Origin of the sequence: Saccharothrix lopnurensis (assembly GCF_042658445.1) — a bacterium.
Lineage (GTDB): Bacteria > Actinomycetota > Actinomycetes > Mycobacteriales > Pseudonocardiaceae > Actinosynnema > Actinosynnema lopnurensis.
In genome coordinates this window covers 14794-28357 of sequence record NZ_JBHSQO010000042.1, presented here as the reverse complement: position 1 = coordinate 28357, position 13564 = coordinate 14794, and the positions used below count along the sequence as shown (strand labels likewise).

Here is a 13564-nt window from a genome sequence, read left to right as displayed (position 1 = left end):
GCGGACCGGGTCAGCGGACCGGGGCCTTGGTGCCGTTGACCGCGGCCAGGATGTCGGCCGGCGTCGCCGGGTCGAGCTCCAGCTCGTTCAGCCACGACGCCTCCTCCGAGTACCTGGCCCGGAAGGGGCGGCCGACCAGCCCGGGGTCGCGGGCCTGGACCATGCGCAGCCGGAAGTGCTTGCCGTCCAGGTCCTCCTCGACGCCGTCGACCAGGACCTTGCCGGGGGTGGCCGACATGGACGGGCCGCGGACGGTGCGGGCCAGGCCCGGCAGGGTGCGGTAGGCCGCCTGGAAGATCTCGACCGCCCGCGCCAGCGGCACCTTGAAGTACTCCTTGGGGCCGGTGTCGCGCTCGACGAACATGTAGTAGGGCACCAGGCCCGCGGCGAGCTGGCCGCGCCACATCTCCGCCCAGACGCGCGGGTCGTCGTTCACCCGCCGGACCAGCGGGGCCTGGCAGTACACGATCGCGCCGGTGGAGCGGATGCGGGACAGCGCCAGCCTGGCCTGCGCGGTCTCCAGCTCGCGCGGGTGGCTGAAGTGCGCCATCACCGCGAGCGCCCGGCCGGAGGCCACCACCTGCTCGAACAGGCGCAGCACGTCGTCGGCGTCGGGGTCGGTGGTGAACCGGTAGGGCCAGTAGGCCACGGACTTCGTGCCGATGCGGATGGTGCGCACCGTGTCCACCGACAGGATCGGCTCCAGGTGCGCGCGCAGCCGCTCGGTGCTCATGATCATCGGGTCGCCGCCGGTGACCAGCACGTCGGACGCGGCCGGGTGGTTGCGCAGGTAGCGCACCAGCAGCTCGGGGCCCGGGGCGGCGAACCGCAGGTCGGCGTCGCCGACGAACTGCGCCCAGCGGAAGCAGTAGGTGCAGTAGGCGTGGCACGTCTGGCCCTGCTGCGGGAAGTACAGCACCGTCTCGCGGTACTTGTGCTGCATCCCCGGCAGCTGCGTGCCCTCCAGGTTCGGCACGTTGAGCTGCATCTGCCCGGACGGGTGCGGGTTGAGCCCGGCGCGGATGCGGCCGACCGCCTCGCGCAGCTCCTTCTTGCGACCCTCGCGCAGCAGCACCGACAGCTCACGCTCGTCGTTCTCGTCGAGCATCCCGCGCTGGGGGAACACCAGCTGGAAGATCGGGTCGTCCGGGATGCGGCTCCAGTCCACCAGGTGCGACAGCACGTACTCGTTGACGCGGAACGGCAGCACCTGGGCGATCACCCGCACGCTGTCCAGCAGGTGCGCGGGCAGCGCGTAGCGCGCGGCGACCTCGTCCACGTGGTGGGGGCCGAACGAGCGGAAGCGGGAGGACTCCGCGGCCAACAGGGACATGCGCAAACACCGTCCGTTTCGGGCATCCCAGGATTTCTTCGGTTCGATTCGCAGGCCGGGAATGCGCACTCCGGGCGCCACCGGGGCCGGCGGCCGCGGTGGCGCGGGAGAACGCGTCGAATGACCGGTGAGGTCAGCGGTGGCCCTGTGGTGCGACCCTAGTGCGAAAGTGGTCGCCGGAACCCCTAGTGCGGCCCCTGCACCACCCCTCACCACACCCGGAGCACCGGTCCGGGCCACCGTGTCGCGCATCACCGGCGCTGGTCACGGCCCTTCACCGGGTGGTGACGCGGTGGTGGCGGGGTGGTGGCGGCCGATAGGGGGAACGTAGGGGCGTTGCGGGGGTGTGAAGAGGTTCCCGCGCGAGATTAGGCTTCCCCCATCGTGCCGGGGCGGGCCTTTTGTGCGGCGAGCGGTCGCGGACCAGCCTCCGGGCAAACCTCATTTGGGCGTGTGGAGCGCGGCGGTCGGCTGACCGGCGCACCCGGAGGAGAAAAAGAATGACAGCAACCCAGCAGGTGCGCAGCTACCCGTTCAGCGAGGAACCGGGGATCGACATCGACCCCCTGTACGGCGCGCTGCGCCGGGACGAGCCGGTCAGCCGCGTCCAGCTCCCCTTCGGGGAGGTCTCCTGGCTCGCCACCCGGTACGAGGACGTCAAGACGGTGCTGACCGACCCCCGGTTCAGCCGGGCGGCGGCGCAGGGCCAGGACCAGCCCCGCACCCGCGAGGAGATGACCTACGAGGGCATCATCGGCCTCGACCCGCCGGACCACACCCGGCTGCGCAAGCTCGCGGGCAAGGCCCTGACCGCCCGCCGCGTCAACGAGATGCGCGCGGGCGCGGTGCGCATCGCCAACGAGTTCCTCGACGACATGGTCACCAAGGGCTCGCCCGCCGACCTGGTCGAGCACTTCGCGCTGCCGTTCCCGATCGTGGTGATCTGCGAGCTGCTGGGCGTGCCGTTCGAGGACCGCACCAAGTTCCGGGTCTGGACCGAGGGCCTGACCAGCACCGCCCAGCCGCTGATGTCGCTGGTCGAGGAGCTGTTCGGCTACATGGGCGCGCTCATCGCCCAGCGCCGCGCGGAGCCCACGGACGACCTGCTCGGCGCGCTGGTCAAGGCGCGGGACAACGACGACGTGCTCACCGAGCAGGAGCTGCTGTCCATCACCGGCGTCGGCCTGCTGCTGACCGGTTCGGAGACGGTGTCCACGCACATCCCGAACTTCGTCTACGCGCTGCTCAAGAGCCGCGAGCACTTCGAGCTGCTCAAGGCCGAGCCGCAGCTGATCCCGGCCGCGGTCGAGGAGCTGCTGCGCCTCATCCCGCTCAACCCCGCCGCCATGTTCCCGCGCTACGCCACCGAGGACGTGCGGCTCGGCGACGTGGTGGTCAAGGCCGGCGAGCCCATCCTGGTCTCGCTGCCCGGCGCCAACCGCGACGCGGACATCTTCACCGACCCGGAGGACATCGACTTCCGCCGGGCCAACAACCCGCACGTCGCGTTCGGCCACGGCCCGCACCACTGCCTGGGCGCGCAGCTGGCCCGGATGGAGCTCCAGGTCGCCCTGGAGGTCATCACCACCCGGTTCCCGGACCTCGACCTCGCCGAGGGCGACGAGGGCGTCGAGTGGAAGAAGGGCCTGCTGGTGCGCGGCCCCCGGCTGCTGCGGGTGAAGTGGTGAGCACCACCGAGGCGATCTGGAAGGTCGCGGTGGACCGGCAGGCGTGCATCGGCACCGGCGTGTGCGCCGGCACCGCGCCGGCGGAGATCGAGATCCGGGAGGGCAAGGCGATCGCGCTGAGCCCCGAGGTCGGCCCGAGCGACGCCCTGATCGACGCGGCCGAGATGTGCCCCATGGCCGCCATCACCGTGACGGACGCGGCGACCGGCCGGGTCCTCGCCCCCGAGGAGTGAGGACGCGGGGGCGACCCCGGTCGCTCCCGCCCCAGCACGACCCCGCCGTCCCGCGACCGCACCGGTCGCGGGGCGTGCCGTGTCCGAAGTTCGACCAGCGATCGGCGAGTGTTCGACCAGTGCCCGCCGGCGATCGACCAGCCAGAGCAGTGGAGCGCGGATGAGCGAGTCCGAGAACGTCACGCCCCAGCCCGCCGACACCAGCGCGTTGCGCGCGCGGCTGGTCGACCTGCCGGTGGCCGAGCAGGAGCGCGTGCTGCTCGGCGTCGTGCACGAGCAGGCCGTCGCCGCGCTGAAGGCGATCCTGCCGGACGCGCCCGACCAGGTGGAGCCCACCCGGCCCTTCCGCGAGGTGGGCTTCGACTCCCTGGCGTCGGTCGACCTGCACCGCAGGCTGACCGCCGCCACCGGCCTGGACCTGCCGGTGACGCTGGTCTTCGACCACCCCACGCCGCTGGCCGCGGCGAGGTTCGTGCGCGGCGTGCTGCTCGGCGAGCGGGCCACCAGGTCCATCGCGGTGGCCAAGCCGGCGGGCGGGCGGTACGACGAGCCGATCGCCATCGTGGGCGTCGGCTGCCGCTACCCCGGCGGCAGCGACACCCCGGAGAAGCTGTGGGGGGTCGTGGCCGACCACCGCCACGTCATCGCGGACTTCCCCGACGACCGCGGCTGGGACCTGGACGCGCTGTTCGACCCGGACCCCGGCAAGCCCGGCAAGTCCTACGTCCGCAAGGGCGGCTTCCTCACCGAGGCCGCCGAGTTCGACGCCGACTTCTTCGGCATCAGCCCGCGCGAGGCGCTGGCCATGGACCCGCAGCAGCGGCTGGTCCTGGAGACCGCGTGGGAGGCGCTGGAGCACGCGGGCGTCGACCCGCTGACGCTGCGCGGCAGCCAGACCGGCGTCTACATCGGCGTCGAGCCCCAGGAGTACGGCCCCCGGCTGCACCAGGCGCCGGAGGGCCTCGACGGCTACCTGCTGACCGGCAACGCGCCGAGCGTGGTGTCCGGCCGGCTGGCCTACTCGTTCGGCTTCGAGGGCCCCACCGTCTCGATCGACACGGCGTGCTCGGGCTCGCTGGTGGCGCTGCACCTGGCGGCGCAGGCGCTGCGCGACGGTGAGTGCTCGATGGCCCTCGCGGGCGGTGTCGCGGTCATGGTGCACCCCGGCGCGTTCACCGCGTTCAGCACCCAGCGCGGCCTGGCGCCCGACGGCGTGTGCAAGCCGTTCGCCGCCGCCGCCGACGGCACCGGCTGGGCCGAGGGCGTCGGCGTGCTCGTCGTGGAGCGGCTGTCCGACGCGATCCGCAACGGCCACCGCGTGCTCGGTGTCGTGAAGGGCACCGCGATCAACCAGGACGGCGCGTCCAACGGCCTGACCGCGCCCAGCGGCCCGTCGCAGCAGCGCGTCATCCGGCAGGCCCTGGCCAACGCCGGGCTGGAGCCGCACGAGGTCGACACCGTCGAGGCGCACGGCACCGGCACCCGGCTCGGCGACCCGATCGAGGCGCAGGCCATCCTCGCCACCTACGGCCAGGACCGCCCCGACGAGCGGCCCCTGTGGCTGGGCTCGATCAAGTCCAACATCGGCCACTCGCAGGCCGCCGCGGGCGTCGCCGGCGTCATCAAGCTCATGTACGCCATGCGCGAGCGCGTGCTGCCCAAGACGCTGCACGTGGACGCGCCCACCCCGCACGTCAACTGGTCCACCGGCCGCGTCGAGCTGCTGACCGAGCAGCGCCCGTGGGAGGCGTTCGACCGCCCCCGCCGGGGCGCGGTGTCGTCGTTCGGCGTGAGCGGCACCAACGCGCACGTGATCATCGAGGAGCCCGCGCCGTCCCTGGTCGGCGGCGGCTCCGACGAGGTGCCCGTGCCGGGCGCGCTGCCGCTGGTGCTGTCCGCCCGCGGCGAGCAGGCGCTGCGCGAGCAGGCCGCCCGCCTGGCGGGGTTCCTCGACTCCGACGTGGACCTGGTCGACACCGCGCACGAGCTCGCCGGCCGCCGAGCCGCGCTGGAGCACCGCGCGGTGGTCTTCGCGCACGACCGCGCCGAGGCGCTGCGCGGCCTGACCGCGCTGGCCGAGGGCCGGGACGCCACCGGCCCGGTGCGCGGCGCGACCGGCTCGGGCGAGCTGGCGTTCCTGTTCACCGGCCAGGGCTCGCAGCGGCTCGCCATGGGCCGCGAGCTGTACCTCGCCCACCCGGTGTTCGCCCGCGCGCTCGACGCCGCGTGCGGCTACCTCGACCTCCAGCTGCCGCACCCGCTCGGCGACGTGCTGTTCGCCGAGGAGGGCTCGGAGCTCGCCGCGCTGCTCCACCAGACCGCCTACGCGCAGAGCGCGCTGTTCGCCGTCGAGACCGCCCTGTTCCGCCTGGTCGAGTCGTGGGGCCTGCGCCCGGACTACCTGGCCGGGCACTCGCTGGGCGAGCTGACCGCCGCGCACGTCGCGGGCGTGCTGACCCTGGAGGACGCGGCCCTGCTGGTCGGCGCCCGGGGCCGGCTGATGCAGGCGCTGCCCACCGGCGGCGCGATGGTGTCCGTGCGCGCCGGCGAGGACGAGGTGCGGCCGCTGCTGGCCGGCCGTGAGCACGAGGTCGGCCTCGCGGCGGTCAACGGGCCGGCCGCGGTGGTGATCTCCGGCGTCGAGGACGCCGTGCTGGAGGTCGCGGAGGCGCTGGCCGCCAAGGGTTTCAAGACCAAGCGGCTGCGCGTGTCCCACGCGTTCCACTCGGTGCTCATGGAGCCGATGCTGGCGGAGTTCCGCCGGGTCGCGGAGGTCATGACCTACTCGCCGCCGCGGGTGCCGGTGATCTCCAACGTGACCGGTCTGCTGGCCGGCACCGAGCAGTTGTGCTCCCCGGAGTACTGGGTGCGGCACGTCCGCGAGGCCGTGCGGTTCCGCGACGGCGTGCGCGAGTTGGCGGCGCGCGGCGTCACCACGTTCCTGGAGCTGGGCCCGGACGCGGTGCTCACCGCGATGGCCCAGGACTGCGTCGACGCCGAGGACGTGGTGTTCGCCGCGCTGCTGCGCCGCGACCGCGACGAGGTGGCCGAGGTGCGCTCGGCCCTCGCCGCGGCGCACGTGCGCGGCGGCACCGTCCGGTGGGCCTCGCTGCTGCCCGCGGGCAGCGGCAAGCGCGTGGACCTGCCCCCGTACGCGTTCCAGCGCAAGCGCTACTGGCTGGCGGGGGACGCGGGCTCCGCCGACGCCGCCGACCTGGGCCAGCTGGCCGCCGACCACCCGCTGGTCGGCGCGGTCGTCGGCCTGGCGGGCGGCGAGGGCGTCGTGCTCACCGGCCGGGTCTCGCTGCGCACCCACCCGTGGCTGGCCGACCACACCATCTCCGGCACGGTCCTGCTGCCCGGCACCGCGTTCGTGGAGCTGGCCGTGCGCGCGGGCGACCAGGTCGGCTGCGCCGTGCTGGAGGAGCTGGCGCTGGAGGCGCCGCTGGTGCTGCCCGAGCGCGGCGGCGTGGTGCTCCAGGTCGTCGTGGACGCCCCGGACGACACCGGCCGCCGGACCACCGCGATCTACTCGCGGCCCGAGAACGCCGCCGGCGACGCGGTGTGGACCCGGCACGCGGGCGGCGTGCTGTCCGCCGGGCCCGCCCCGGCCGGCGAGTCCCTGGAGACGTGGCCGCCGCGCGACACCACCGCCGTCGACGTCACGAACGTCTACGCGGAGCTGGCCGCCCAGGGCTACGGCTACGGCCCGGTGTTCCAGGGCCTGCGCAAGGTGTGGCGGCGCGGCTCCGGCCCGTCGGCCGAGGTGTACGCCGAGGTGGCGCTGCCCGAGGGCGCGGCGGCCGCCGCCGCGTCCTTCGGCCTGCACCCGGCCATCCTGGACGCCTCCCTGCACGCCATCGACGCCGCCGGCGCCGCGCCCGGCCCCGAGGGCGAGGTGCGCATCCCGTTCGCCTGGAACGACGTGGTGCTGCACGCCTCGGGAGCCTCGGCGGTCCGGGTGCGGATCTCCCCGGCCGGTTCCGACGCGGCCGGTTCCGGCGTGGTGTCGCTGACCGTCACCGACCCGCTGGGCGCGCCGGTCGCCGCGATCGGGTCGTTCGTGTCCCGCGCGGTCACCGCCGAGCAGCTGGAGGCCGCCCGGCGCGAGCACCACGAGTCGCTGTTCCGGCTGGAGTGGACCACGCGGTCCGCGGTCCCGGCCCGGATCGGCCGCGCGGCCGTGCTCGGCGACGGGCTCGACCTGCCCGGCGTGGCCGCGTTCGACGACCTGGCCGCGCTCGGCGAGTCGCTGGCCCACGGCGCGACCGTGCCCGAGATCGTGCTGTTCCGCACCCCCGCGCCCGGCGGGGACGTGCCCGCGGCCGTGCGCGGGGTGCTGGGCGCGGTGCTGGAGCTGGTGCGGGCCTGGCTCGCCGACGAGCGGTTCGCCTCCTCGCGGCTGGCCGTGGTCACCCGCGGCGTGGTCGACGCGGACCTGGTGCAGACCCCGGTCTGGGGCCTGGTGCGGGCCGCGCAGGCGGAGAACCCCGACCGCTTCACCCTGGTCGACCTCGACGACGAGCCCGGTTCGGCGGCGCGGCTGCTCGACGCCGTGGCCACCGGCGAACCGGAGCTGGCCGTGCGCGGCGGTCAGGTGACCGTGCCGCGGCTGGCGCGCATCCCGGTCACCGAGGGCGGGGAATCGCCCTGGGGCGGCACGGTGCTGGTCACCGGCGGCACCGGTGGGCTGGGCGCGCTGGTGGCGCGGCACCTGGTGGTGGCGCACGGCGTGCGGGGCCTGGTGCTGACCAGCCGCCGCGGCCCGGACGCGCCGGGCGCGGTGGAGCTGCGCGAGGAACTGGCCGGGCTGGGCGCGACCGTGGACGTGGTGGCGTGCGACGTCTCCGACCGGGACGCGCTGGCCGCCGCCCTCGCGGGCATCGACGACCTGACCGGCGTCGTGCACACGGCCGGCGTCGTCGCCGACGGCACCGTGGGCACGCTCACCGACGAGCACCTGGACTCGGTGCTCAAGCCCAAGACCGACGCCGCCTGGCACCTGCACGAGCTGACCCGCGACCGCGACCTCAGGGCGTTCGTCCTGTACTCGTCGCTGGCCGCGCTGCTGGACAACCCCGGCCAGGGCAACTACGCCGCGGCCAACCTGTTCCTCAACGCGCTGGCCGAGCGGCGGCGCGCCGAGGGCCTGTCCGCGACCGCGCTGACCTGGGGCCTGTGGCTCGGCGACGGCGGCATGGGCTCGGTGCTCGACGCCGCGGCGATCCAGCGCATCGAGCGCTCCGGGATGCCGGGCCTCACCCCCGCGGAGAACCTGGCGCTGTTCGACGCCGCCCTCACCACCACCGAACCCGTGGTCGCCCCGGTGCGGGTCGACCTGGGCGCGCTGCGCACCCGCGTGGACGGCGTGCCCGCGCTGCTGCGCGGCCTGGTCCCGGTCGCGGGCCGCCGCGCCGCCGGTGCCGCCACCGCCGCGGCCGGCGGCGCCGGCCTGGCCTCGCGGCTGGCCGAGCTGTCCGAGGCCGACCGCGACGCGCTGCTGCTGGACCTGGTGCGCACGCACGTGGCCGCGGTGCTGGGCCACGACAGCCCCGAGGCGATCGACCCGAAGCGCGCGTTCAGCGAGATCGGCTTCGACTCGCTGGCGGCCGTGGAGCTGCGCAACCGCCTCAACGCGGCCACCGGCCTGCGGCTGCCCGCGACGCTGGTGTTCGACTACCCCAACCCGGCCGCGCTGGTCGGGTACATCCGGGAGAAGGCGCTCGGCGACGCGCCCACCGCCGCGCCGACCCGCCGGGCCACCGTGGCGGTGGCCGACAACGAGCCCATCGCGATCGTCGGCATGGCCTGCCGCTACCCGGGCGGCGTCCGCACGCCCGAGGAGCTGTGGCGGCTCGTGGCCGGCGCGGTGGACGGCATCACGCGCTTCCCCGAGGACCGCGGCTGGGACGTCGACGGCCTCTACGACCCCGAGCCGGGCAAGCCGGGCAAGACCTACTCGGTCGAGGGCGGCTTCCTGCACGACGCGCTGGACTTCGACGCCGAGTTCTTCGGCATCAGCCCGCGCGAGGCGCAGGCCATGGACCCGCAGCAGCGGCTACTGCTGGAGACCTCCTGGGAGGCGCTGGAGCGCGCGGGCATCGACCCGACCTCGCTCAAGGGCAGCCCGACCGGCATGTTCGCCGGCATCATGTACCACGACTACGCGTTGCGGCTCCGGGAGATCCCCGAGGACCTGGCGGGCTACCTGGGCAACGGCTCGCTGGCGTCGGTGGCGTCCGGCCGGGTGTCCTACGTGCTGGGCCTGGAGGGGCCGGCGGTGTCCGTGGACACCGCGTGCTCGTCCTCGCTGGTCTCGATCCACCTGGCCGCGCAGGCGCTGCGCGGCGGGGAGTGCTCGCTGGCGCTGGCCGGCGGCGTGACCGTGATGGCCACGCCCGACACGTTCCTGGACTTCAGCCTCCAGCGCGGCCTGGCGATGGACAGCCGGTCGAAGTCCTTCTCCGCCGACGCCGACGGCACCGCCTGGTCCGAGGGCGTGGGCATCCTGGTGCTGGAGCGGCTGTCCGACGCGCGCCGCAACGGCCACCAGGTGCTCGCCGTCGTGCGCGGCAGCGCCGTCAACCAGGACGGCGCGTCCAACGGCCTCACCGCCCCCAACGGCCCCTCGCAGCAGCGGGTCATCCGGGCCGCGCTGTCGACGGCCGGCCTGTCGCACACCGAGGTCGACGCGGTCGAGGCCCACGGCACGGGCACCCGCCTGGGCGACCCGATCGAGGCCCAGGCCGTGCTGGCCACCTACGGCCAGGACCGCGACGAGCCGCTGTGGCTGGGCTCCATCAAGTCCAACATCGGCCACACCCAGGCCGCCGCCGGTGTCGCCGGCGTGATCAAGATGGTCATGGCGATGCGCGAGGGCGTGCTGCCCAAGACGCTGCACGTCGCCGAGCGCACGCCGCAGGTGGACTGGTCGGAGGGCAACGTCGAGCTGCTGACCGACGCGGTGCCGTGGCCGGACCGGGGCCGTCCCCGCCGGGCCGGCGTGTCGTCGTTCGGCATCAGCGGCACCAACGCGCACCTCATCGTCGAGCAGGGGCCCGCGCCGGAGACCGACGCCGGTGAGCCGGCGGGCACCGCGCCCGCCGTCGTGCCGTTCGCGCTGTCCGGCCGCACCGAGGAGGCCGTCCGCGCCCAGGCCGGGCAGCTCGCCGCGCGCCTGGCCGCCGAACCGGACCTGCGCCCGGTGGACGTGGCGCACTCCCTGGTGACCACCCGCGCCCTGCTGGAGCACCGCGCGGTCGTGGTCGGCGGGGACACCGACCGGCTGCGCGCGGACCTCGCGGCGCTGGCCGCCGGCGAGACCCCGGCGACCGCCGTCCTGGGCGCCGCCACCGGCAGGCCGCGCGTCGTCTTCGTCTACCCCGGCCAGGGCTCGCAGTGGGCGGGCATGGCCGCGGACCTGCTGGGGTCCTCGCCGGTCTTCGCGGAGCGCATGAACGAGTGCGCCGCCGCGCTGGAGCCGCACGTGGACTGGCGGCTGCTGGACGTGGTGCGGGGCGCCGAGGGCGCGCCGCCGCTCACGCGCGTCGACGTGGTGCAGCCGGTGCTGTGGGCGATCATGGTGTCGCTGACCGAGGTGTGGCGGGCGCACGGCGTCCGCCCCGACGCGGTGGTCGGCCACTCCCAGGGCGAGGTCGCCGCCGCCTGCGCGGCCGGTGGCCTGTCCATCCAGGACGCCGCCATGATGATGGCCAAGCGCAGCCGCGCCATCGCGGAGCACATGTCGGGCCGGGGCGGGATGCTGTCGGTCCTGCGGCCCGCCGACGAGGTGCGCGACCGGCTGCCCGAGGGCCTGTCGATCGCCACCATCAACGGCGCGCGCTCGGTCGTGGTGGCCGGCGACCCCGACGCGCTGGACGCCTTCGGCGCGGAGCTGTCCGCCGAGGGCGTGCGGGTCAAGCGGATCGCCATGGACTACGCCGCGCACTCCGCGCACGTGGAGTGGATCCGCGACCAGATGCTGGCGGACCTGGCCGACATCCGGCCCCGCGCCTCGGAGATCCCGTTCTTCTCCACCGTCACCGGCGGGGTCGTCGACACCGCCGGGCTGGACGCGGGCTACTGGTACACCAACCTGCGCGAGACCGTCGACTTCGCGGGCGCCACCCGGGCGCTGCTGGACGGCGGGCACTCGGTGTTCGTGGAGATCAGCCCGCACCCGGTGCTGACCATGGGCATCCAGGAGACCGCCGAGGTGGCCGGCCGCGAGGTGGTCACCACGGGCTCGATGCGCCGCGACGACGGGGACATGCCGCGGGTGCTGCTGTCCCTGGGCCAGGCGTGGGCGCACGGCGTGCCGGTGGACTGGGCCGGCGCGCTGGCACCGGCCGCGCCGCGCCGGGTCGACCTGCCCACCTACGCGTTCCAGCACCGCCGCTTCTGGCTCGACGCCACCACCGGTGGCGCGGGCGACGTCACCGCGGCCGGTCTCGGCGCGGCCCGGCACCCGCTGCTGGGCGCGGCCCTGACCACGGCCGAGTCGGACGGCGTGCTGTTCACCGGCCGGATCGCGCTGGACACCCACCGCTGGCTGGCCGACCACGCCGCCTCCGGCACGGTCCTGCTGCCCGGCACCGCGTTCGTGGAGCTGGCCGTCCGGGCGGGCGACCAGGTCGGCTGCGACCGGGTCGAGGAGCTGACCCTGGAGGCGCCGCTGGTGCTGCCGGAGCGCACCGCCGTGGTGCTCCAGGTCGCGGTGGGCGCGCCGGACGACGCCGGACGACGCCCCGTGAGCGTGTACTCCCGCCCGGAGGACGCGGACGTCACCTGGACCCGGCACGCCACCGGTTTCCTGGACCACGCGCCCGCCGCGGACGTCCCGCACCTCACCGAGTGGCCGCCCGCCGGCGCGACCCCGGTCGACGTGGACGCCCTGTACGACGAGCTGGCCGCGGCCGGCTACGCCTACGGCCCGGTGTTCCGCGGCGTGCGCGCCGCGTGGCGCTCGGCCGACGGCGTCTTCGCCGAGGTGGCGCTGCCGGAGGGCGCCGACGCCGAGGGCTTCGGCCTGCACCCGGCGCTGCTGGACGCCTCGCTGCACGCCTCGGGCGGCCGCGAGAACGGCGCCGAGGACGGCCTGATCGACCTGCCGTTCGCGTGGACGGGTGTGACCCTGCACGCGTCGGGCGCCACCGCGGCCCGCGTCCGGCTGACCCCGGCCGGCGGCGACGCCGTCTCGATCCTGCTGGCCGACCCGACCGGCGCCCCGGTGGCCGTGGTCGACGCGCTGGTCACCCGGCCGATCCCGGCCGCCGCCCTGACCGCGGGCAGCGGCCCCGAGTCGCTCTACCGGGTGGACTGGGTGCCCGCCACCGCGCCCGCCGCGACCGGCGGCGTGGTCCGGGCCGCCGACCTGGCGTCGCTGTCGGAGGTGCCGGAGTGGGTCCTGCTGCCGGTGGTGTCCGGCGACGACCCCCGGTCCGCCGTGGACGACGTGCTGGCGGTGGTGCGGGAGTGGCTGGCCGACGAGCGGTTCGCCGCCTCCCGCCTGGTCCTGGCCACGACGGGCGCGGTGCCCGCCGCCGACCTCGCGGTGGACCCGGCCGTGGCCCCGGTGTGGGGCCTGGTGCGGGCCGCGCAGGCGGAGAACCCCGACCGGTTCGTGCTGCTGGACCTCGACGTGCCGCCCGGCCGGGTGGCCCCGGCGGACGTCCTGCCCGCGCTCGGCCTCGGTGAGCCGGAGGTGGCGGTGCGCGGGAGCGCGCTGCTGGTGCCCAGGCTCGCCCGGGTGACCCCGCAGGCGGCTCCCGCCGAGGGCGGCGCCATCACCTGGGACGCCGACGGCGCGGTGCTGGTCACGGGTGGTACGGGTGGTCTGGGTGCGTTGGTGGCGCGGCACCTGGTGGTGGAGCACGGGGTGCGTCACCTGGTGCTGACGAGCCGTCGTGGCCTGGACGCGCCCGGTGCGGCCGTGCTGCGCGAGGAGCTGTCCGGGCTGGGCGCGACCGTGGACGTGGTGGCGTGCGACGTGGCGGACCGCGACTCGCTCGCGGCGGCATCCCGCACCTCGGCGGGGTCGTGCACACCGCCGGTGTGCTGGACGACGGTCTGGTGTCGTCGATGACGGTGGAGCAGGTGGACGCGGTGTGGCGGCCGAAGGCCGATGGCGCGCGGTACCTGCACGAGTTGACGCGGGACCGCGACCTCACGGCGTTCGTGCTGTTCTCCTCCGCCGCGGGCGTGGTCGACGGCACCGCGCAGGGCAACTACGCGGCGGCCAACGTCTACCTGGACGCCCTGGTCCGGGCGCGCCGCGCCGAGGGACTGGCGGGCACCTCGCTCGCGTGGGG

General features: G+C 75.3%; 3 protein-coding genes and 3 pseudogenes. 5 read left to right on the top strand and 1 reads right to left on the bottom strand.

The window, feature by feature from the left end:
• Positions 1–10: 10 nt before the first annotated feature.
• Positions 11–1333: a KamA family radical SAM protein gene (locus tag ACFP3R_RS29180; protein ID WP_380640503.1), complete on the bottom strand. Its 1323-nt coding sequence runs from the start codon at positions 1331–1333 to the stop codon at positions 11–13.
• Positions 1334–1833: 500 nt separating this feature from the next.
• Between ACFP3R_RS29180 and ACFP3R_RS29175 the strand changes: the two genes are divergently transcribed.
• The 5 genes and pseudogenes from ACFP3R_RS29175 to ACFP3R_RS37905 all read left to right on the top strand — a co-directional run.
• Positions 1834–3021 (top strand): cytochrome P450, encoded by a 1188-nt coding sequence (locus ACFP3R_RS29175; RefSeq protein ID WP_380640501.1) that lies wholly within the window; start codon positions 1834–1836, stop codon positions 3019–3021.
• On the top strand, positions 3018–3254 hold the full coding sequence (locus tag ACFP3R_RS29170) for a ferredoxin (protein ID WP_380640499.1): 237 nt from the start codon (positions 3018–3020) through the stop codon (positions 3252–3254). The genes ACFP3R_RS29175 and ACFP3R_RS29170 overlap by 4 nt, the downstream gene beginning before the upstream one ends.
• 160 nt (positions 3255–3414) lie before the next feature.
• A pseudogene (locus ACFP3R_RS37915) lies at positions 3415–4869 on the top strand (acyl carrier protein); the annotation flags it as partial.
• A gap of 15 nt (positions 4870–4884) precedes the next feature.
• Positions 4885–10098: pseudogene (locus tag ACFP3R_RS37910) on the top strand (type I polyketide synthase); the annotation flags it as partial.
• A 12-nt stretch (positions 10099–10110) separates the two neighbouring features.
• A pseudogene (locus tag ACFP3R_RS37905) lies at positions 10111–13514 on the top strand (SDR family NAD(P)-dependent oxidoreductase); the annotation flags it as partial.
• Positions 13515–13564: the final 50 nt, after the last annotated feature.

Coding starts and splice junctions, on each gene's coding strand:
- ACFP3R_RS29175 (WP_380640501.1), top strand. CDS start 1,834: ATGACAGCAACCCAGCAGGTGCGCAGCTACCCGTTCAGCGAGGAACCG.
- ACFP3R_RS29180 (WP_380640503.1), bottom strand. CDS start 1,333: ATGTCCCTGTTGGCCGCGGAGTCCTCCCGCTTCCGCTCGTTCGGCCCC.